The organism is Nonomuraea sp. NPDC050478, assembly GCF_044458265.1.
GTDB lineage: Bacteria > Actinomycetota > Actinomycetes > Streptosporangiales > Streptosporangiaceae > Nonomuraea > Nonomuraea ferruginea.
In genome coordinates, this window is record NZ_JBITHT010000002.1 from 527,158 (window position 1) to 547,337 (window position 20,180).

The window sequence follows — 20,180 nt, forward strand, 5'->3', positions numbered from 1 at the left end:
AGCGGAGTCATCCGCAGCGGCGGCGCACCTCGTCCAGCCGCTCGGTGAGACCGGCCCTGTCGAGGTGTTCGAGCAGCGGCACGGCGACCCGGCGGGTGGTGCCGAGCGCGCGTCTGGCCTGGCTGACCGTGAACGGCTGCGGCAGCCGGCTGAGCACCTCGGCCGCCCGCCCGTCGGCTCCCGGCAGCAGCACGATCCCCTCGCCCACCCGCAGCAGGCTCCCCGCCCGCACGGCCGCCGCCAGCTCCTTCGGGCCCAGCCCCAGCTCGGCCAGCCGCCCCGCCTCCGGCGCCTGGAACGGCCGCGCCGCCAGCTCCCGTTTCACCCGCTCCACCGCCAGCGCGACCGGCCCCGGCAGCCCCGCCGGCCTCGCCACGATCCGCCCGCCGGCGAGGGTGAGCGGCGGCCCTACCAGCGCCGCGACCAGCCGCCGATCCGGCAGCCCCAGCGCGCGCCGGGCCGCCTCGACCGGCATGGCCGGCTCCAGGGGATTGCGCTCCGCGTACCGCCGCGCCGCCTCGCCCAGCCGCCTCCGCGACTCCTCCCAGTAGTCCGGATCGGCGTGCCACTCCCCCGCCACCCCGGGAACCTCGGGCGCCGGCCCCATGGCCCGCAGGTCGGCGGCCCGCAGCAGCCGATGCACCCGCAACGCGAACGCCGCGTCGAGCCCGGCGGGGTCGGGCTTGGGGAGGGCCGTTTCCAGCTGGGCGGCTCGCTCTCTGCCGGCGCCCCGGCCGCGCAGGGCCCGGGGGCGCACGTCGAGGACGGCCGCCCCGGCGAGCACCCGCACCTCGGACCGGTCACGCCCGGGGTCGCGCAGCAGCAGCACGTCGCCGAGATGCAGCGGCACCGGCCGGTCCAGGCGCAGCCGTACGAAGCGGCCGCCGAGGTGCCGCGCCTCGGCCGTCACGGCCGCCGACCCCACGTGGACGGTCAGCCGCCGAGGTAGGCCGGGATCCTCTTGCGGCTGCGCCCCGACGGGCGCGACGCGTACGTCCACCGACTCCGTGTACGTCCACCCGCCCGGTGCGACGAGCGCCTGCCCGCGCTCGGGGAGGTCCTGCCCGCGCAGGTTGACCGCCACCCGGGCGACCCCGGACACCGTGTCCCGCGTCCGCTTCAACGACTCCAGGCCCCTGACCCGCACCGGCTCGCCGTCGAGCAGCAGCTCGTCGCCCACCGACACCGTCCCGGCGGGCAGCGTCCCGGTCACCACCGTCCCACTGCCGGTCACGCTGAACGTCCGGTCGATCCACAACCGGACCGCCGCCCCCGGATCCGGCCGGGGCAGCCCGGCCACCAGCCGGTCCAGCGCCCGCCGCAGTTCGTCCAGCCCCTGACCGGTGCGCCCGCTCACGGCGACCGCCGCCACCCCACCGCCCGGCTTCCCGAGTGCCTCGTCCAGGCGGGCGCGGGACCGCTCGATCGCCGGGGCCGGGTCGGCGAGGTCCGAGCGGGTCACCACCAGCAGGCAGTGCCGTACCCCGAGGGCCTCCAGGGCCACCAGGTGCTCCTCCGACTGCGGCATCCACCCCTCGTCGGCCGCCACCACGAACACCACGGCCGGTACGGGCCCGACCCCCGCGAGCATCGTGCCGAGGAACCGCTCATGACCTGGGACGTCGACGAACGCGAGCGGCTCCCCCGACGGGAGGGACGTCCACGCGTACCCGAGCTCGATGGTGAGGCCGCGCCGGCGTTCCTCGTCCAGCCGGTCTGGTTCCATGCCGGTGAGTGCCCGTACCAGGGTGGACTTGCCGTGGTCGACGTGACCCGCGGTGGCCACGACGTGCATCAGCCCACCACCTCCGCGACCGCCAGCACCGCGCGCGCCACGTCGTCGTCGCGTTCGGGCGGGACGGCACGCAGGTCCAGCAGCAGCTGAGCGCCCTCGATCCGGCCGACGACCGGCGGATCGCCCGTCCGCAGCGGGACGGCGAACCGTTCGGGCAGGCTCACGGCCGCGCTCGGCAGCAGCACGCCGGGCGCGCCGCCGCCGCCGACGGCGGCCTCGCTCGGCACCACCAGGGCGTCGATCCCGGCGCCGGCCAGGCGACCGGCCAGGGCGGCGGCGCGCCTCTCCAGCACGGCCGGATCGGCGTGCAGCGCCCGCCGGACCGGCGGGACGGGACCGCGCAGCGTCGCCTCCAGCGCGGCGAGCGTGAGCTTGTCGACCCGCAGCGCGCGGGCGAGCGGGTGCCGGCGGCAGCGTTCGACCAGGTCGCACCGGCCCAGCAGGAGGCCCGCCTGCGGCCCGCCGAGCAGTTTGTCGCCGCTGGCCGTCACCAGGTCAGCGCCCGCCTCGATCATGGTGGCGGCGTCGGGTTCTGCGGGCAGCAGCGGCTCACGGGCCAGCAGGCCGGAGCCGATGTCCACCACGACGGGCACGCCGAGCCCGGTCAGCTCCGGCACCTCGGCCGAGCCGGTGAAGCCCTCGATCCGGAAGTTCGACGGGTGGACCTTGAGCACGAACCCCGTCGCCGGCCCCACCGCGTCGGCGTAGTCGCGGACGGAGGTGCGGTTGGTGGTGCCCACCTCGCGCAACCGCGCCCCGGTGGAGGCGAGCAGGTCGGGGATGCGGAACCCGTCGCCGATCTCGACCAGCTCGCCCCGGCTGATCACGATCTCCCGCCCGGCGGCGAGCGCGGTGGCGACCAGGACGAGGGCGGCGGCGTTGTTGTTCACGACGTGCACGTCCTGCGCCACCGGCACGGCGCCGGCGAGCGCCTCCAGCGTGCCCCGGCCCCGCCGCGACCGGGCGCCCGTCGCCAGGTCGAACTCCACGTCGGCGGACCCGGCGGCGGCGGTCATCGCCTCGACGGCCGCCGCCGACAGCGGCGCCCGGCCGAGGTTGGTGTGGATCAGCACGCCGGTGGCGTTGACGACCGGACGCAGGCTCGCCGCGCGGGCCGGGAGCGCCGTCACCGCCGCGTCGGCCACCTCCTCGGGGGCGATCTCGCCCTGCCGGGCCCGCTCCTGCGCCGCCGCCACCGCGGCCTTGACCACCGACCGGCCCAGCCGCCCGCCCGCCTCCACCAGGCGCGAGTCGGCGAGCACGGCGTCGGTGCGTGGCACCCGCCTGCGTCGATCCATATTCCCGAACATAAGCGGAAGCGGGCGGGAATCGAACCCGCCGGGCCGAGGACCTCGGCCTCCTGAAAAGTCGGGGCCCGGCGCGCCCGGGCGGGATCCGGCTTCAGGAGGCTTCGTCGAGGCGCCGGCGCTGGGGGACGACGGTGTACTTGGGATCGGCGGCGGAGGCGCGGCCCGCCGCGAGGATGCCGAAGCGGGTGCACAGCGAGCCCGCCGTGAGGGCGAGGCCGGACACGGCGTTGAGTGCGCGGCTGCGTCCGGCGACCACGGCGAGCAGCCCGCCGCCGGCCGTCAGGACGCGCGCGGCGCGCATGAGCCGGCCCGCCCGTCCCACCTGGTACGGCTCCCCCAGGAACCCGAGCCGGCGCTCCATCAGCTGCCCCGCGACCGTCTCCACGCCCGCCCCGAGCGCGGCCACCGCGCGGGCGGGACCGGCGTGGGCCGGCGGCGTGCCGAGCATCCCGGCCGCCCCGGCGGCGGCCATCGCGCTGCCCGCGAACAGGAACGGCAGCTCCCGGTACGCCTCGTGCCAGGCGGGCACGGCGGTGTCGGCGACCAGGACGGCGGTGTAGGTGGCGGTCAGCGGCCCGGTCACCGCGGTGGCCAGCAGCGCCGCGTCACCGGCGGCCGGCAGGATGCCGGTCAGGTCACCGGCCAGGGCGGCGGCCGACAGCCCGCCGTGCGCGGCGAGGATCCACGAGCCGACGCTCATCGGCGAGGTGAGCTTGAAGACGCGGAACATGTTGAGGAACCGTTCGGGCCTGCCCAGCTCGGCGGAGAGCAGCCCGGCGCCCAGGGCCGCCCCGGCCGCCGCCGCGACGCGGGCGGTGCGGTCGAGGCGGGTCCGGCCGGTCAGCCGGGCCATCACGGCCATCGAGGACGAGACTCCCGACACACCTCCCAAATACAGATATGTCGGCATGTGGGGTTCGTGCCAGATGGGCGGCTTGATCACCGGGCGGCCGTAGTAGGACCGGAACTCCGCCTCCGGCACCACCTCCCGCGCCACGGCCCTTTCCCGCTTCACCGCCGCTCCCCCGTACGCAGGAACGCCAGAGCCACGGCGCCGGCCGCCGACAGCGCGGCCGCGCCCGCCCAGCCCCACATGGCGGGCAGGTCGCGGGTGGTCACCACCGGGTCCGGCGGCAGGCCGTACACCTCGGGCTCGTCCAGCAGCAGGAAGAACGCCCCCGTCCCGCCCACCCCGTCATCGGGGCTCTCCCCGTACAGGCGGGCCTGCTCGTTCCCGTCGGCGCGCAGCCGGGCCACCCGCTGCTCGGCGCGCTCCCGCAGCTCGTCGAGCGGGCCGAACTGGATCGAGTCGGTGGGGCACGCCTTGGAACAGGCGGGTTCGAGGCCGCCGCGCTGGCGGTCGTAGCACATCGTGCACTTCCAGGCCCGCCCGTCGCCCTCCCGCCGGTCGATCACGCCGTACGGGCAGGCGGGCACGCAGTAGCCGCACCCGTTGCAGATGTCGGCCTGCACCACCACCGTGTCGAACTCGGTCCGGAACAGCGCCCCGGTCGGGCACACGTCCAGGCAGGCGGCGCGCGTGCAGTGCTTGCACACGTCGGAGGACATCAGCCACCGGTCCACGCCCTCGTCACCGCCGACGGCCACCGGTCGTGACTGCTCGATGAACGCGACGTGCCGCCAGGTGCTCGCCCCCAGCATGCCGGTGTTGTCGTAGGAGGTGGCCTCGAAGACGAAGCCGTCGTCGGGGATCTGGTTCCACTCCTTGCAGGCCACCTCGCACGCCTTGCAGCCGATGCACACGCTCGTGTCGGTGAAGAACCCCATCCGCTCAGCCACGGCGGTACCTCTCCAGCAGGTCGAGCGCCGCCGGGCCCCTCGGCCGGCGCCCCGGCCGCACGTCACAGGTCATCGCCTTGCCTTCCTGGATGTAGACGTTCGGATCGAGGACCAGCGGCGTCAGGTCGTTGGTGACGTCACCGGTGACCAGGCCGCCTCCGCCCCACCCCCAGTGGTACGGCAGGCCGACCTGGTGGACGATCACGCCCCCGAGGCGCAGCGGCCGCATCCGCCCGGTGACCAGCACCCTGGCCTCCACCACGGCGCGGCTGGTCACGATCGTGGCCCAGCCGCCGTTGGTCAGCCCCGCTTCGGCGGCGAGCCGCGGCGACACCTCGCAGAACAGCTCGGGCTGCAGCTCGGCGAGGTAGGCCAGCGGCCGGCTCATCGCGCCCGCCGTGTGGTGCTCGGTCAGCCTGTACGTCGTCAGCACGTAGGGGAAACGTCCGTCCGGCGCGTTGTACGGGCTCTCCGGCCGGTTGTAGGTGTGGCGTGCCGGGTTGGCCTGCTGGGCGTACAGGGGGTTGGCGACCGGAGACTCGTGCGGCTCGTAGTGGGCGGGCAGCGGGCCGTCGACCAGCCCCAGCGGCACGTACAGCCAGCCCTTGCCGTCGGACTGCATGATGAACGGGTCGGTCCCGGCGAGCGCGTCCTCGGCGAAGGCGCCCTCGGGCGGCACGTAACCGGGCGGCTTGCCGATCTCGCAGTCGGGCACGTCGTGGCCGGTCCACTCGCCGCGCTCGGCGTCCCACCACACGTACGCCTTGCGCTCGCTCCACGGGCGGCCCTCGGGATCGGCGGAGGCCCGGTTGTACAGGATGCGCCGGTTGGCCGGCCACGCCCAGCCCCATTCGGGCGCCACCGCGCTCTGCTCCCGGCGGGGTCGGCGGCGGGCGGCCTGGTTGACCTCGTCGGCGTACACCCCGCAGTAGATCCAGCAGCCGCAGGTCGTGGAGCCGTCGGCGCGGAGCTGGCTGGTGGACGACAGCGCCCGCCCGTCGGGGCCGACCCCGTTGATCTCGCGGAGCACGGCCGCGGCCGAGGGCTCGCCGTGCACGCCGAGCTCCGGATAGTCCCAGGTCAGCTCGCGCACCGGCCGGTCGATCTCGTCGTCGGTCAGCCGGCGCCTGATGAGCTTGCCGAGGTGGTAGTAGAACCACAGCTCGCTGCGGCAGTCGCCGGACGGGTCGACCGCCTTCTCCCGCCACTGGAGGAGCCGCTGGGTGTTGGTGAACGTGCCCTCCTTCTCCACGTGGCTCGCGGCGGGCAGGAAGAACACCTCGGTGCCGATGTCCTCGGTGCGCAGTTCGCCCGTCTCCAGCTCCGGGCCATCCAGCCAGAACGTGGCGGTCTCCACCAGGGCCAGGTCACGGACGACGAGCCAGTCGAGGTTCGCCAGGCCGAGGCGCTGCGCCCGGCCGCCGGAGGAGCCGACCACGGGGTTCTCCCCCACCACGAAGTAGCCCTTCACGATGCCGTCGATCTGGTTCATCACGGTGGTGTAGTGGCCGTGGTCGCCGGTCATGCGCGGCAGGTGGCCGAAGCAGAAGTCGTTCTCCTCGGTGGCGGCCTCGCCCCACCACGCCTTCAGCAGGCTCACCAGGTAGGCGCGCCGGTTGCCCCAGAAGCCCGTGCTGCCGCCCTCCAGCTCCAGGTAGTGGTCCAGGCCTTCGTGCCGCCCGGCGTCCGGCATGTCCAGGTAGCCCGGCAGGATGTTGAACAGCGTCGGGATGTCGGTCGAGCCCTGGATGCTGGCGTGGCCGCGCAGCGCCAGGATGCCGCCGCCGGGCCGTCCCATGTTGCCCAGCAGGAGCTGCAGGATCGAGGCGGTGCGGATGTACTGCGCGCCGACGCTGTGCTGGGTCCAGCCGACGGAGTAGACCCAGGCGGTGGTGCGCTCGCGGCCGGAGTTCGCGGTGATCGCCTCGGCCAGCTCGGCGAAGTCGTCACGCGGGATGCCGCAGAGCTGTTCGACCAGCTCCGGGGTGTAGCGGGCGAAGTGCCGTTTCACGATCTGGTAGACGCAGCGCGGGTGGGTCAGCGTCGGGTCCGTGGGCGGGCTGGGGTGCACGGCGGCCCCGCGCGCGCCGTAGGTGTCCGGCCCCGCCGTCTTGGCGTGCCGGGCTCCGCCCTCCGCCTGCTCGGAAGGGTGGCCCTCAGGCGTGGACTCGTACGCCCAGCTCCTCGGGTCGTACGTGGCCGTCTCCGGGTCCCAGCCGGAGAACAGGCCGTCGAGGTCCTCGGTGTCGCGGAAGTCCTCGGACACGAGGGAGGCGGCGTTGGTGTACGCCAGCACGTACTCCCTGAAGTCCAGCTCGTTCGCCAGCACGTGGTTGATCAGCGCGCCGAGCAGCACGATGTCGCTGCCCGCGCGGATCGGCAGGTGCCGGTCGGCCAGCGCGCTGGTGCGGGTGAACCGCGGGTCCACGTGGAAGACCTTCGCCCCGCGCGCCTTGGCCTCCATCACCCACTGGAACCCGACGGGGTGGCACTCGGCCATGTTGGAGCCCTGGATGACGATGCAGTCCGCCTCCGCCAGATCCTGCTGGAAGGTCGTCGCGCCGCCACGCCCGAAGCTGGTCCCCAGACCGGGGACGGTGGAGGAGTGTCAAATACGCGCCTGGTTCTCCACCTGGATGGCGCCGAGGGCGGTGTACAGCTTCTTCATCAGGTAGTTCTCTTCGTTGTCGAGCGTCGCCCCGCCCAGACTGGCGATGCCCATCGTGCGGCGCACGACCTTGCCCTCGTGGGTGTCCTCCCAGGTCTCCCGCCGGGTGCGCACCACCCGGTCGGCGATCATCTCCATCGCGGTGTCCAGGTCGAGCCGCTCCCAGCCGGTGCCGTACGGCCTGCGGTAGAGCACCTGGGTCTGGCGTCCCGAATGGGTGACGAGCTGCTTGCTGGCCGCCCCCTTGGGGCAGAGCCGTCCCCGGGAGATCGGGGAGTCGGGGTCGCCCTCGATCTGGGTGACCTTGCCGCCCTCGACGTAGACGAGCTGGCCGCAGCCGACCGCGCAGTAGGGGCAGATGGACCGGGCCACCGTGGCGGCGTCCTCGGTGCGCGGGCGCAGGGCGTCGGTGCGGCGCGACCGTGCCGCGTCGCCCCTGCCGTCCTGGCCTCTGAGCTGCCGGATCACCGGCCAGCGGGCCGGCCATCCCCTTCCTGCCATGGTGCGATCCATGCCCGGTTTCGGAGGGCATATTCCGGCGACTCGCGGGCGGACTGGTCACGTCCGTGGACGTGACGTTTCAGGCGGCCGCTTCGGCGATCAGCCTCGCCGCCCGCCGCACCTCCCGCTCGGTGCTCCACCGGCCCAGGGACAGCCGCACCGCCTCGGACGCCCGCCCGGCCGGCAGCCCCATGGCGAGCAGTACGGGCGAGGGGGCGTCGACGCCCTCGTGGCAGGCCGATCCGGTGGCGGCGGCGATGCCGGGGACCGCGGCCAGCAGGGCCCGGCCTCCGACGCCGTCGATGCTCACGTTCAGCGTCCCCGGCAGCCGTTCGGCCGGGTGACCGTTGAGATGGACCCGGCCGGGCAACCGGGCCTCCAGTTCGGCGTGCAACAGGTCGCGCAGGGCGGCCAGCCGTACGGCGCTGCCGGGCAGTTCGAGCCGGGCCAGCTCGGCGGCCCTGCCGAGGGCGGCGACCAGGGCGACGTTCTCCGTGCCGGCCCGCAGCCCGCCCTCCTGGCCGCCGCCGTGGATGAGCGGATGGAGCCGGGTGCCGGAGCGCACGTAGAGGGCGCCCACGCCCTTGGGCGCGTACATCTTGTGACCGACCATCGTCAGCAGGTCCACGCCGAGGGCGGACACGTCGAGGGGCACCTTCCCGGCGGCCTGCGCGGCGTCCGTGTGGAACAGGACCCCCGACTCGTGCGCGACGGCGGCCAGCTCGGCGATCGGCTGCAGGGTGCCGGTCTCGCTGTTGCCGTAGGCGATCGAGACCAGGGCGGTCTCCCGCTCCTGGACGGCGGCGCGGAGCACGTCCGGGTCGACGCGGCCGTGCGGGTCCACCGGCACCCGCGTCACGGTGAACCCGTCCGCGCGCAGGCTCTCGCAGGAGCGCAGCACCGCCGGATGCTCGGTGGCCAGGGTGACGACCTGCCGCCCCGGGGAGCCGAGGGCGGCGCCGCGGACGGCCAGCGTGTCGGCTTCGGACCCGCCGCTCGTGAACACGATCTCACCGGGTTGGGCGCCGAGCAGTCCGGCCACGTGGCCGCGGGCGCGCTCCACGGCCCGGCGCGGCTCACCGGCGTAGGAATGGCCGCTGGAGGGGTTGCCGAAGTGCGTCGTCAGGTAGGGCAGCGCGGCCCGCAGCGCCTCGGGGTCGACCGGGGTGGTGGCGTTGTAGTCCAGGTACAGCGCGCCACCGGCCAGCGCGGGATGCGCCTGGGCCCCGTCGTTCTCGCTCACGTACCGATCTTGCTCTCGCCAGGCGTGACTCCGCAACGTACTCCCGTCGATCAGCCATGAACATTCGGGAGGTACGTGGCATGGGTTTTGCCTAGGTATTCGGCGGCCTGCCTTACTCCGCGAGCAAGCTTGGCAGAAGTGCGATCGATCGCAGGTCATTCACGCGTTAAGTTGCGTATATCCGTTTCTGAGGTTGTTTCCCCAGGTCACGTCGATAAGGGTCGTGGCCTGGGGCTTTTGTTCGAAAACGCGGGAGGCACCTTCCATGGCGACATACGGCTATCGCTGTCCGCATTGTCGCGACATCGAGGTCGCCTTTCCGATCGGCACCGCACCCGCCGCGGTGCGGTGCCCGGACTGCGGCGCGACCTCGACGCGGAGGTTCTCGGCACCGATGCTGGCGCGCACTCCGGCCGCCCTGGCGGCCCGGTTGCGGCGGGCGGAGCGCAGCGCCTCCGAGCCCGAGGTCGTCACGTCCCTGCCGCCGCGCCGCGCCCCGGCCGCGGTGCCCATTCATCCCGCCACCGGTCGCCTGCCGCGCCCGTGACCGTCCCTGTGCCGAAAGGATCCAGCCGTGCCAGAGCTGATCTTCCCGCTCGACTCGACCAAGAAGTTCACCGACCAGGCCAAGATCGGTCACAACCGCTGGCATCCCGAGATCCCGCCGGTGGCGCGGGTCAAACCGGGCGACAGCTTCCGGGTCCACTGCCGGGAGTGGTTCGACGGCGCGATCCACAACGACGACTCCGCCGAGGACATCCGTGACGCCCCGCTGACGAAGGTGCACGCGCTCAGCGGCCCGTTCGCGGTGGAGGGGGCAGAGCCGGGCGACCTGCTGATCGTGGACATCCTCGACGTGGGACCCATCCCCCAGGAGGACAGCGGCCCCCTGGCCGGCCAGGGCTGGGGTTACACCGGCATCTTCGCCAAGAAGAACGGCGGCTCGTTCCTCACCGACCAGTTCCCCGACGCCTACAAGGCGATCTGGGACTTCCGCGGCCAGGAAGCCACCTCGCGCCACATCCCGGCGGTGTCGTTCACCGGCATCACCCACATCGGGCTCATGGGCACCGCGCCGTCGGCGGAGCTGCTGGCGAAGTGGAACCAGCGGGAGGGCGCGCTGATCGCCACCGACCCGGCGAGAGTGCCGGCGCTGGCCCTGCCCCCGGAGCCGCAGGACGCCATCCTCGGATCGGTGTCCTCGTCCGCGTTCGACAGGATCGCCGGCGAGGCCGCCCGCACCGCGCCGCCCCGGGAGAACGGCGGCAACCAGGACATCAAGAACCTCACCCAGGGCTCCCGCGTCTTCTATCCGGTGTTCGTGCCCGGGGCGAACCTGTCGCTCGGCGACCTGCACTTCTCCCAGGGCGACGGCGAGATCACCTTCTGCGGCGCCATCGAGATGGGCGGCTTCGTCGACCTGCACGTCGACCTCATCAAGGGCGGCATGCGAACGTACCGCGTCGGCGAGAACACCATCTTCATGCCGGGCCGCACCGCCCCCCAGTACAGCGAGTGGCTGGCGTTCTCCGGGATCTCCGTCACGCTGGACGGCGAGCAGCGCTACCTCGACTCGCAACTGGCCTACCAGCGGGCCTGCCTGCACGCGATCGACTACCTGACGACGTTCGGCTACAGCCCCGAGCAGGCATACCTGCTGCTCGGCGCCGCCCCGATCGAGGGCCGGCTGTCGGGGGTGGTGGACATCCCCAACTCCTGCGCCACCGTCTACCTGCCTACCGCGATCTTCGACGTCGACGTCCGGCCCAGCGCGTCCGGGCCGGTCCGCGTGCCGGAGGGCACCAGCGCACCGCACGCCGCCTTCGGCTGAACCGCCGGGCACGTGCCTGGTCAGGGGCCATGCGCGCCGGATAGCGTTCTACGCTGATGCTCGCGGACGCCTGGTCGGTTCGCCGACGGGCGCTGAGAGTTCCGCGGGGCAGGGGATGCGAGCAGTGAAGGCAGACGGGGGCGGCGCGCCGGGCGCGGGCCGGGTGCGGGCGTGGGTGTCCGTCGTGCTGGCCGTGCTGTCGGTGTCGCTGACCGTGGCCGGCACCGCGATCCAGTTATCGCTGCCCGAGGAGTGGTCGCCGTGGCCGCCCCTGGCGCCCGACCACGGCGCGGGCCTGACGTTCCCGCTGATCGGCGCGTTCCTGATCGCGCACCGTCCCCGTCTGAAGCTGGCCTGGCTGATGTGTGCCGGCGGCCTCGGCTGCGCGGTCAACGTGATGGTGACCGGGCTGCAGTTCGCGCAGGCGTCGGCCGGCGACCTGGAGAGCGCCGGATGGCTGCGCATCCTGGCCGTCGTGGGCTGGATCGTCGGGGCCTGCGCGCTGGGGATCCTGACGCCGCTGCTCTCACCGGACGATCGCCTGCCCTCCCGCCGCTGGCTGCCGGTGGCGATCACCGGTGTGGCCGCGACCGTCGTCGAGGGCGTGCGCACCATCGCGCGGCCGACGCCGCCCGCGAGCACCTACCGCTGGCCGGAGGTCATCCCGAATCCGCTGGCGATCGAGGCCCTGGCTCCCTACCAGGGGGTGCTGACGCGCTCGCTGACTCTGCTGATCAACGCGTGTGTGGTGCTCGCCCTGATCTCCCTGCTGGTGCGGCTGCGGCACGCGTCCCCGGCGGCGCGCAGGCAGATCGCCTGGCCGCTGAGCGCGTTCGTCGTCTACACGGTGTTCGTGCTGCTCGGCGAGGCCTACTGGCTCCCGGCGACGATCTGGACCGGGCTGCTTCCGGTGACGATCGCGTTCGCGGTGCTGCAGTACCGCCTGTACGGCATCGACACCGTCATCAGCCGGACCGTCATCGCGACCGGCCTGATCGCCGCGGTCGGCGGGGCCTACTTCGGCACCGGCGCCCTGGCCGCGCTGCTGGTGTCGGGCTACGACCAGGTGGCGGGGCTGGCCGCCGCGCTGGTGACGGGCGTGTTCTTCCAGCCGCTGCGCACCCGTCTGCGCCGCCTCACCGACGTGATGCTGTACGGCAGGCACGGCCAGCCGGAGGAACTGGCCAGGAGACTGGCGCGCGAGGTCGGCGAGACCGAGCCGGTGAACGCGCTGGCCGCCGTCACGGCCGTGGTGCACGACGGCCTGGGCGTGACCGGGGTCGTCGTCGAGGTCGGCACAGAGGCCGGCACAGAGGCCGGCACCGCGGGCATGCGGGTGGAGCTGGGGACGATCGGTCCGGACCCGCGGGCCGTGCCGCTGGTGTGGCACGGCGAGCCGGTCGGCCGGATGCTGATCGGGCCGCCAGGGCCGCGCCGTTTCTCCGCCGCCTACACCGAGCGGCTGATCAGCACGGCGACCGTCCACGTCGCCGACGTCGCGCACGCCGTACTGATGACGGCCGATCTGCAACGCTCCAGGGAGAACATCCTGAACGCCCGTGAGGAGGAGCGGCGCAGGCTCCGCCGCGACCTGCACGACGGCCTCGGCCAGGCGCTCACCAACATGTCGATGTCCCTGACCATGGCCCAGCTGCGCCTGCGCGAGGTGCCGTCCACCGCCGACCGGATGCTGCGGGACCTGCGCGGCAGCATGGACTCGGTCAGCCAGGAGGTCCGCGAGCTGGTCTACGGCCTGCGCCCGCCCAGCCTGGACGACCTGGGTCTGCTCGGGGCGGTGCGCGCGCTCGCCGCGGAGCCCGGCCCGCCCGTCCAGGTCGAGGTGGAAGGCGAGACCCGCGACCTGCCGGCGGCCGTGGAGGTGGCGGCGTATCGGATCGCGCAGGAGGCGCTGACCAACGTGCGCAAGCACGCCGACGCCACCCGGATCGTCGTCACGCTGGCCTGCTCGGAGCACGCGCTGGTCGTACGGGTGCGCGACGACGGCAAAGGGCTGACCGGCCACCAGCGCTCCGGCGTCGGCTTCGCCTCGATGCGCGAGCGCGCCGCGGAGCTGGGCGGCACCTGCCGGATCACCCAGGCGCCCCTGACCGGGCCGGGGACGCAGGTGGAGGCCACGTTCCCGCTTCCCAAGCCCTCTGACGTCGGTGAGGCAGGCGTGAAGCCTCGATGGTGAGCGCGACCACCTCAAGGGTTGATCAGCGCGCGCTCACCGGGGTGCCGAAGACCTTCGCGGCGTCGAGGTTGCTCAGCAGCGCCGCGCTCTGCTCGTCCAGCTTCCTGGGCAGCATGTCCCAGGCGAAGGCGTAGTAGGCACCCACGCCACCAGCTCTTCCGGCAGGTCGGGCCGGTGCCCGTGTCCTCTGTCACGGGTCCGCGCCTCCGCCGTGCCGCCCAGGATGAGGATCCGCCTCACGTCCTGGCCCGGTTCGTGCTGTAGAGGTGGCTGTCGGGGAACTCCGACGCCGACAGCACCCGCCCGACGACGATCACCGCCGTGCGGCGGATCCCGGCCTCGTGCACCTGCCCGGCGATGTCCGCCAGCGTCCCGCGCAGGATCACCTCGTCCGCCCTGCTCGCCCGCGCCACCACCGCCACCGGGCAGTCCGGCCCGTACGAGGGCAGCAGCTCCGCCACCACGGCGTCGATCCGCTGCACGGACAGATGGAGCACCATCGTCGCCCCGCTCGCCCCGAGCGTGGACAGGTCCTCGCCGTCGGGCATCGGCGTCGCCCTGGCCGACGTGCGGGTCAGGATGATCGTCTGGCCGACGCCGGGGACGGTGAGCTCCCTGCCCAGCGCGGCGGCCGCCGCGGCGAAGGCCGGCACCCCCGGCACCACGTCGTACGGCACCTCCAGCGCGTCCAGGCGGCGCATCTGCTCGGCCACGGCGCTGAACACCGACGGATCGCCGGAGTGCAGCCGCGCCACGTCGAGTCCGGCCCGGTGCGCGGCGACCAGCTCCGCGACGATCTCGTCGAGCGTCAGGTCCGCCGTGTTCACCAGCCGTGCGCCGACCGGGCACGAGTCGAGCAGCTCGCGCGGCACCAGCGAGCCCGCGTACAGGCACACCGGCGACGTCTGGAGCCGCCGCAGGCCGCGCAGCGTGATCAGGTCGGCGGCCCCCGGGCCTGCCCCGATGAAGTAGACGGTCACGGCTCATCCTTCCTGATGACCGACCACACGGTCACCGGCATCGCGGCCCCGCTCAGCCGCGGAGGCGGGGACGAGATCGAGCTGCCTGGGGGCGCCCCTGAGCACCTCCGCCGCCTCCACCGTGCGCCGCGAATCGGCGGGCAGTCCGTCCCGGCCGTCCGCGCCGACGCCGACGACGGTGATCACACGTTGCCCAGCACGCGGGTGATCTCGATCTCCAGGACGACCCTGGACGGGTTCGGGCGAGGCGGCTTGTAGCGGGCGGCGTAGCGGCGTTCGGCGTCGGCCACCCGCTCCGGCTCCGTCCGCACCACGGCCCGGCCCTCCAGCGTGGACCAGCGGCGGCCGTCCACCTGGCACAGCGCCACGAGCGCGCCGGCCTCGCCGATGAGCCGGGCCTTGTACGAGGACCCCGAGGTGATCACCCGGGCGGTGGCGGTCTCCAGATCCAGGGTCGCGCCCACCGGCACCACGTGCGGGGGCCCGCCGGGACGCGCGGTGGCGAGCGTGCACAGATGCCGCTCCTGCCAGAACGCGGCGAAGCCGTCCCCCTGCTCGACCAGATTCACGACCCTCCTCAGGCGATGGCGACCAACATCGTATATCGACGCTTCTGGCATGGTCCGGTCGCGTTCATCCGCTCACCAGTGCCTACACTCCTACGGGTGAAGCGGCTACGCCGCCTGGCCGCGGAAGGCCCCACCGCCGACGACACGGTCGTCATGCTGGACGCCCACTGCTCCTTCACCGGCCTCGACGACTTCGCCGTCTATCGGGGCACGCCCGACGAGATGCCGGTGACTTAAGTGGGCGACCGCATCCGCGAGCTCCGCGCGGAGGCCCGGGCCCGCAAGGGCTGGATCATGGACACGTACCTCCTGCGCCGCACCCCGCCCCAAGACTGAGGACGCGCGTCTCGGCACGGAGTCCTCTCGCCGCGGGTGAAAGGTTCACGGCAGGCGATCCCGCGGCCTGCGACATCCTCGCCGAGCACCACGCCGGACGGGTTCCGGGGTGTCGGCGGTGTGCCCCCAGGGAACGATGTGCGGGTGCATGTCGGCCGGCCCTTCCTGCGTGCGTCGCGTGCCACGGTGTTCGCCGTGGTCTGCGTGCTGGTGTCGGCCGTCGTGCACGTGCTGGCCGGGGGCGCGGCCGTACGGCCCGGGTTCCTGGCCGCGGCGGTGGGGCTGACCTGGGGCGGAGCCTACGCCATCGGTGCCCGCCAGCACGGCCGGGGCGCGCTGCTCGCCGCGTGCTTCGCCGCCCAGTACTGCGTGCACCACCTGTTCAGCGCCGGCGCCGAGGCGTCCGCCGTCCCCCTCGCCCACGCCCACGGCGGCACCGGGGTGGGCATGGTCCTGGTCCATGTGGCGGTGGCTCTGCTGTCGTCGTGGTGGCTGGAACGCGGCGAGACCGCCCTGGCCATGATCGCGCACCTGGCCGTCACGTCGCTGAGCGTGCTCTGGGCCGGCCTGCTGCTCGCCGTCTCGCCGGTCACCGCACGCCTGCCGCGCCGCCCTCTGGCGCATCACGAGCATGCCCGGCTGCGGCTCCTGCTGGCCTCCAGCCTGCGCCGCCGCGGGCCTCCCTTGTTGGCTGCCGCTCTCTGATCGGGCCGTAGCCCGCTTCACGGTCGTGGCCGGCCGCTGCCGCCACCCCCGTCTCCCTGCCGCGCCGACGCGCGGACGAACACCTCATCTCGCGGCGGCACGCACCTGTCGTGGCGCGCCCGTAACGGAGACTCTCGTGACCTCTACTGACACCCGCCCCACCGCCGGCCCCGACCCGTCCCCCCGCCGGGCGTCGGCCTGGACCGCGCTCAAGCCGCTGATCCTTCGCCTGCACTTCTACGCCGGGATCCTCATCGCTCCCTTCCTGCTCGTCGCCGCCTCCACCGGCCTGCTGTACGCCGCCTCCTTCCAGATCGAGCAGGTCGCGCACCGCCACGAGCTGACCGTTCCCGTCGGCGAGCAGCGTCTGCCGCTGAGCCAGCAGGTCGCCGCCGCGCAGGCCGCGCGTCCTGACGGGAAGGTCACCGCGGTGCGCACCCCGGAAGCGGCGGACGCGAGCACCCGCGTCCTGATGGACGTGCCCGGCCTGCCGGAAAGCACTCAGCTGGCCGTCTTCGTCGATCCGTACACGGGTCAGGTGCGCGGCACCCTGGACAGCTACGGCGGCTCGGGCGCGCTCCCGGTCCGCGCCTGGATCTCCAACCTCCACCGTCACCTGCACCTGGGCGAGCCGGGGCGGCTCTACAGCGAGCTGGCGGCCAGCTGGTTGTGGGTCGTCGCCCTGGGCGGCCTGACGCTCTGGGTCACCAGGCGCCGCGGCGCCCGCCGCCTGCGCGGCCTGCTCGCCCCCGACCGGTCCTTGCCGGGAGCGCGCCGGCGCCTGTCCTGGCACGGCTCCGTCGGCCTGTGGGCGGTGCTGGGCCTGCTCTTCCTGTCGGCGACCGGCCTGACCTGGTCCACGTACGCCGGGGAGAACGTCGGCGAGGTGCGCACCGCGCTCGGCTGGACCACGCCGGCGGTCACCACGTCCTCCGGCGACCACGCCGCCCATGCCGGTGAGGGAGTCCACCGGCACGGCGGCACGGCCGTGAGCGTCGATCAGGTCGCCCGGGCCGGGGCGGGCGAAGGCCTGTCGGGCCCGCTGGAGATCGTGTGGCCCGCCGAGCCGGGCGCACCCTATGTGATCAAGGAGATCGACAAGACGGTTCCGCAGCGCCTCGACCAGGTCGCCGTCGACGCCGGCTCCGGTCAGGTCACCGCCGTGCTGCGATTCAGCGACTACAACCTCGCCGCCAAGCTCACGCAGTGGGGCATCGACGGGCACATGGGCCTGCTGTTCGGCCTGGCCAACCAGATCGTGCTGATGCTGCTCGCCGCCGGGGCGATCACGCTCATCGTGCTCGGGTACCGGATGTGGTGGCAGCGTCGTCCCACGCGCGGTTTCGGCGAGCCGTATCCGCGCGGCGGCCGGCACCTGCTGGGCTGGGCGGTCCTCGTACCGCTGATCCTCCTCGTCGCGGCTGTGGGCTGGTTCCTGCCCCTGATGGGCCTGTCGCTGCTCGCCTTCCTGGCCGTCGATGTCCTGCTGGGCCTGCGTGCCCGCGCGGCCCAGCAGGAAGGCGCCTAGGGTGCTGGGGTCTTCGCGAGGCTTCCGGGCAGGAGGTTCTCCAGCGGGACGTACGGGTCGGTCAGGCCGAAGCCTGCCGGGCCGAAGCAGGCCAGCGCGTCAGGCGTACGCATGATCGGCGGCGTGGAGATGGCGAACACGGTCAGCCGCTGGCCGTAGGCGAGCGACTCGGTGGGGACGGGCGCGCCGGTCTCGGTGGCCAGGGTGCAGATCAAGTCGGGGACGATGGCCAGGACGCGACCGTCCCGGCGGGCGACGAGGTGCTCGTTCTGGAAGGTGATCTCCAGGACGTCGCCGGGATCGTCCGCGGCCTGCAGGCGGGCCCTGCCGCGGGCGAAGCCGTCGACGGTGCGGCGCTCGACGTCGACGACCTTGCCGCGGAACAGCACGACGCCCAGGCTGTAGATGGTGCCGGCGAGCATGGCGGTGAGCGCGTCGAACGGGTCGGCGTGCGCGGCGCGGGCCTCGCGCAGCGCGCGTCCTATGTCGCGGCACAGCGACAGCGTGCCGTGCACGGAGGTACGGCGGACCTCGGCGGTGTCCATGGGGTAGTCGCTGATGTAGGAGGCGCCGCCCATCTGGATGGTCAGCGCCCTGGCCAGCTGTTCCATGCGCTTGTTGTCGCCGGCGGTGATGACGCAGACATCGCCGTGGTCGGAGGCGATGGCCATGGGCGAGCCGGACACGCCCAGCACGCCGAAGGTCTGCATCTGCAGTTCGGGGAAGGCGCGGCCCATGCCGTCGGCGTCGACGACGGGCAGGTCGAGCTGGGCGCCGAGCATCAGCGGGATCATGCTGTTGAGCCCGCCGCACTCGGTCGGCATGACGGCGTGCGCCCGGCGGCCGAGGTGCTCTTCCAGAGCGCGGAAGGCGGCCACGTTGCCGCCGCCGGAGGGCAGCTTCTCCACGAACACGGTCGGCGCCCCCATCATCGACGACGGCAGCACCAGCGCGTCGTCGGGCAGCTCGTCGGCGCCGATGACGCGTACTCGGCGGCCGGCGGCCATCTCCCGCTCCACCAGGAGCCGGCCGATGTACGGGTCGCCGCCGCCTCCTGTGCCCAGCACCGCGGCGCCTTCGGCCAGGTCGTGCAGCCCTTGCGGGGTCAGGTCGTAGCCCACTGCGGATCCTCCTCGGGAGTACGGGCGCGGCCGAGGTCCAGGTCGCCGACGGCGCGCACGATGACACGGACGGCGTTGCCCGGCAGGTAGTTCACATGGATCTCGTCGACGTGGACGATCTCGACGCTGGAGGGCACCGCCCCGGCCGAGACGGCCAGGCCGGTCGCCTCGGCGCGGGCCTGGTCCAGCACGTCGTCGCGGGTGAGCTGGGAGCCGATGAGGAACAGCCGGTCGACCTCGCCGCCGATCTGTCCGATGGCGGCGCCGATGGCGTTCGCGACGCCGTGGTGGCCGGGGATGCGCACCTCGGGCACGCCGGGGAGCTCGGCGGGCATGAGGACGGCGCCGCCGCCGACGATGACGACCGGCAGCGGCTCGGCGCTCAGCCGCATCTGATCCACCAGTCCGGCCACCCGGTCCGCCATCCAGGCGGCGCCGCGCCGGACGAGGTCACGGTCCAGGCCGCGCACCAGCGAGCGATCGCCGACCTCGGCCAGCCCGGCGGCGACGGCGAGATCCGTGGCGGTCAGGGTACGGCCGCCGAAGACCAGCGCCTGCTCGGTCAGCTGGTAGCCGACCGAGTCGGGGCCGATCCGCAGCTCCGGCCGCCGGGTGACGCGGCTGCCGCCGCCCAGGCCGACGGAGACCACGTCCGGCATGCGGAAGTTGGTGCGCACCCCGGCGATGTCGACGTCGGTGCCGGCCTGGCGGGGGTAGCCGCCGGTCAGCACGCCGACGTCGGTGGTGGTGCCGCCGATGTCGACCACCGCGGCGTCGGCCAGCCCGGCCAGGAACGCGGCGCCGCGCATGCTGTTGGTGGGGCCGCTGGCGAACGTCCTGACCGGGTAGCGGCGGGTGTACTCGGCGTCCATGAGCGTGCCGTCGTTCTGCGACAGGAACAGCGGCGCGCACACGCCGACGGCGGCCAGGGCGGCGGCGAACGCGTCGACGATCTCGTCGGCCAGGTCGAGCAGGCAGGCGTTGACGACGGTGGCGTTCTCCCGTTCCAGCATGCGGATGCGGCCGATCTGGTGGGAGAGGCTGACGCGCAGGTGCGGCAGCTCGGCGCGCAGGATGTCCGCGGCGGCCAGCTCGGCCTCGGCGGTGACCGGGGAGAACACGGAGCTGATCGCCACGGTGGTGATGTCGTGGGCGGCCAGGTCGGCGGCGACCCGCTTGAGCTCGTCGGGATCGAGCGGGGAGATGGGCCGGCCGTCGAACTCGTGGCCGCCGTGACACAGACGCACCACCGGGCGGACGGCGTCGACCAGCTCGGCCGGCCAGGCGGAGGTGGGCGGCAGCGCGGCGGTGGCGGGCAGCGCGAGCCGGACCACGCCGGTACGGGCCAGCCGGCGGCGGGTGACGAGGGCGTTGGTGAAGTGGGTGGTGCCGATCATGACGGCGGAGATCCGGCCGCGATCGAGACGGCTGCCTTCCAGCAGCGTGGACAGCGCCGTGACGACGCCGCCGGTGACGTCGGCCGTGGTGGCCGTCTTGATGCCGGCCACGACGGTCATGTCCTGGTCCAGGAGGACGGCGTCGGTGTGGGTGCCGCCCACGTCGATCCCTATGCGCACAGCCGCGTGCTCCTTCCCGGGA

Annotated in this window: 18 protein-coding genes and 1 pseudogene; 7 read left to right on the forward strand and 12 right to left on the reverse strand. The window is 73.6% G+C overall.

Features of this window, described 5'->3' with window-relative positions; translation table 11 throughout:
• Positions 1-7 precede the first annotated feature (7 nt).
• The 6 genes from ACIBF7_RS10500 to ACIBF7_RS10525 form a co-directional block, all read right to left on the reverse strand.
• Positions 8-1,795 (reverse strand): SelB C-terminal domain-containing protein, encoded by a 1,788-nt coding sequence (locus tag ACIBF7_RS10500; protein WP_397196931.1) that lies wholly within the window; start codon positions 1,793-1,795, stop codon positions 8-10.
• Positions 1,795-3,093, reverse strand: coding sequence for an L-seryl-tRNA(Sec) selenium transferase (selA, locus tag ACIBF7_RS10505; protein ID WP_364227966.1), 1,299 nt, complete (start codon positions 3,091-3,093; stop codon positions 1,795-1,797). Before selA ends, ACIBF7_RS10500 begins: the two co-directional genes overlap by 1 nt.
• Positions 3,094-3,196: 103 nt before the next feature.
• Entirely contained in the window at positions 3,197-4,120 is a 924-nt protein-coding gene (nrfD, locus tag ACIBF7_RS10510) for an NrfD/PsrC family molybdoenzyme membrane anchor subunit (protein WP_345482599.1), read from the reverse strand.
• Positions 4,117-4,893, reverse strand: a complete 777-nt coding sequence (locus ACIBF7_RS10515) for a 4Fe-4S dicluster domain-containing protein (protein ID WP_148034666.1) — start codon at positions 4,891-4,893, stop codon at positions 4,117-4,119. The genes nrfD and ACIBF7_RS10515 overlap by 4 nt, the downstream gene beginning before the upstream one ends.
• Before the next feature lie 4 nt (positions 4,894-4,897).
• The gene (gene fdh / locus ACIBF7_RS10520) at positions 4,898-8,074 is read right to left on the reverse strand and encodes a formate dehydrogenase (protein ID WP_397196932.1); all 3,177 of its coding nucleotides are present in this window, start codon (positions 8,072-8,074) and stop codon (positions 4,898-4,900) included.
• Between the two features lie 79 nt (positions 8,075-8,153).
• Positions 8,154-9,317, reverse strand: a complete 1,164-nt coding sequence (locus ACIBF7_RS10525) for a cysteine desulfurase family protein (protein ID WP_397196933.1) — start codon at positions 9,315-9,317, stop codon at positions 8,154-8,156.
• Between the two features lie 265 nt (positions 9,318-9,582).
• Here ACIBF7_RS10525 and ACIBF7_RS10530 point away from each other — a divergent pair.
• The 4 genes and pseudogenes from ACIBF7_RS10530 to ACIBF7_RS10545 all read left to right on the forward strand — a co-directional run.
• Positions 9,583-9,699 (forward strand): annotated as a pseudogene (locus tag ACIBF7_RS10530) (FmdB family zinc ribbon protein); the annotation flags it as partial.
• Positions 9,700-9,711: 12 nt separating this feature from the next.
• A complete protein-coding gene (locus ACIBF7_RS10535) occupies positions 9,712-9,864 on the forward strand; it encodes a hypothetical protein (RefSeq protein WP_246640836.1) in 153 nt (50 codons plus the stop codon).
• Between the two features lie 27 nt (positions 9,865-9,891).
• The gene (fmdA, locus tag ACIBF7_RS10540; protein ID WP_397196934.1) at positions 9,892-11,148 is read left to right on the forward strand and encodes a formamidase; all 1,257 of its coding nucleotides are present in this window, start codon (positions 9,892-9,894) and stop codon (positions 11,146-11,148) included.
• A 115-nt stretch (positions 11,149-11,263) separates the two neighbouring features.
• On the forward strand, positions 11,264-13,342 hold the full coding sequence (locus ACIBF7_RS10545) for a histidine kinase (RefSeq protein ID WP_397196935.1): 2,079 nt from the start codon (positions 11,264-11,266) through the stop codon (positions 13,340-13,342).
• Between the two features lie 22 nt (positions 13,343-13,364).
• On the opposite strand, the gene ACIBF7_RS10550 is transcribed toward ACIBF7_RS10545, so the two are convergent.
• From ACIBF7_RS10550 to ACIBF7_RS10565, 4 genes are all read right to left on the reverse strand, one after another.
• Positions 13,365-13,487 carry a hypothetical protein gene (locus ACIBF7_RS10550; protein ID WP_397196936.1) on the reverse strand — a complete coding sequence of 41 codons (123 nt, stop codon included), beginning with the start codon at positions 13,485-13,487 and terminating at the stop codon, positions 13,365-13,367.
• 91 nt (positions 13,488-13,578) lie between these two features.
• The gene (gene cobM / locus ACIBF7_RS10555) at positions 13,579-14,322 is read right to left on the reverse strand and encodes a precorrin-4 C(11)-methyltransferase (RefSeq protein WP_397196937.1); all 744 of its coding nucleotides are present in this window, start codon (positions 14,320-14,322) and stop codon (positions 13,579-13,581) included.
• 3 nt (positions 14,323-14,325) lie between these two features.
• Entirely contained in the window at positions 14,326-14,508 is a 183-nt protein-coding gene (locus ACIBF7_RS10560) for a hypothetical protein (protein ID WP_397196938.1), read from the reverse strand.
• Complete coding sequence (locus ACIBF7_RS10565) at positions 14,505-14,891, reverse strand: pyridoxamine 5'-phosphate oxidase family protein (RefSeq protein WP_397196939.1); 387 nt, start codon at positions 14,889-14,891, stop codon at positions 14,505-14,507. Before ACIBF7_RS10565 ends, ACIBF7_RS10560 begins: the two co-directional genes overlap by 4 nt.
• A gap of 96 nt (positions 14,892-14,987) precedes the next feature.
• Here ACIBF7_RS10565 and ACIBF7_RS10570 point away from each other — a divergent pair, with 96 nt between their 5' ends.
• The 3 genes from ACIBF7_RS10570 to ACIBF7_RS10580 all read left to right on the forward strand — a co-directional run bounded on the left by ACIBF7_RS10570 (position 14,988) and on the right by ACIBF7_RS10580 (position 17,460).
• Positions 14,988-15,128, forward strand: a complete 141-nt coding sequence (locus ACIBF7_RS10570; protein ID WP_364227939.1) for a hypothetical protein — start codon at positions 14,988-14,990, stop codon at positions 15,126-15,128.
• Between the two features lie 243 nt (positions 15,129-15,371).
• Positions 15,372-15,932, forward strand: a complete 561-nt coding sequence (locus tag ACIBF7_RS10575; protein WP_271278567.1) for a hypothetical protein — start codon at positions 15,372-15,374, stop codon at positions 15,930-15,932.
• 136 nt (positions 15,933-16,068) lie between these two features.
• Positions 16,069-17,460 (forward strand): PepSY-associated TM helix domain-containing protein, encoded by a 1,392-nt coding sequence (locus ACIBF7_RS10580; protein ID WP_397196940.1) that lies wholly within the window; start codon positions 16,069-16,071, stop codon positions 17,458-17,460.
• Here the strand turns inward: ACIBF7_RS10580 and ACIBF7_RS10585 are convergent.
• On the reverse strand, positions 17,457-18,581 hold the full coding sequence (locus ACIBF7_RS10585; protein WP_397196941.1) for a DUF917 domain-containing protein: 1,125 nt from the start codon (positions 18,579-18,581) through the stop codon (positions 17,457-17,459). The two genes, ACIBF7_RS10580 and ACIBF7_RS10585, sit on opposite strands and share 4 nt — an antisense overlap.
• On the reverse strand, positions 18,566-20,158 hold the full coding sequence (locus tag ACIBF7_RS10590) for a hydantoinase/oxoprolinase family protein (protein ID WP_271278564.1): 1,593 nt from the start codon (positions 20,156-20,158) through the stop codon (positions 18,566-18,568). Before ACIBF7_RS10590 ends, ACIBF7_RS10585 begins: the two co-directional genes overlap by 16 nt.
• Between the last annotated feature and the right edge of the window lie 22 nt (positions 20,159-20,180).

What these genes read in the sequence shown, in the direction of transcription:
- ACIBF7_RS10515 (WP_148034666.1), bottom strand. Translation starts at nt 4,893, where the DNA reads ATGGGGTTCTTCACCGACACGAGCGTGTGCATCGGCTGCAAGGCGTGC.
- ACIBF7_RS10500 (WP_397196931.1), bottom strand. Translation starts at nt 1,795, where the DNA reads ATGCACGTCGTGGCCACCGCGGGTCACGTCGACCACGGCAAGTCCACC.
- ACIBF7_RS10535 (WP_246640836.1), top strand. Translation starts at nt 9,712, where the DNA reads ATGCTGGCGCGCACTCCGGCCGCCCTGGCGGCCCGGTTGCGGCGGGCG.
- ACIBF7_RS10545 (WP_397196935.1), top strand. Translation starts at nt 11,264, where the DNA reads ATGCGAGCAGTGAAGGCAGACGGGGGCGGCGCGCCGGGCGCGGGCCGG.
- selA (WP_364227966.1), bottom strand. Translation starts at nt 3,093, where the DNA reads ATGGATCGACGCAGGCGGGTGCCACGCACCGACGCCGTGCTCGCCGAC.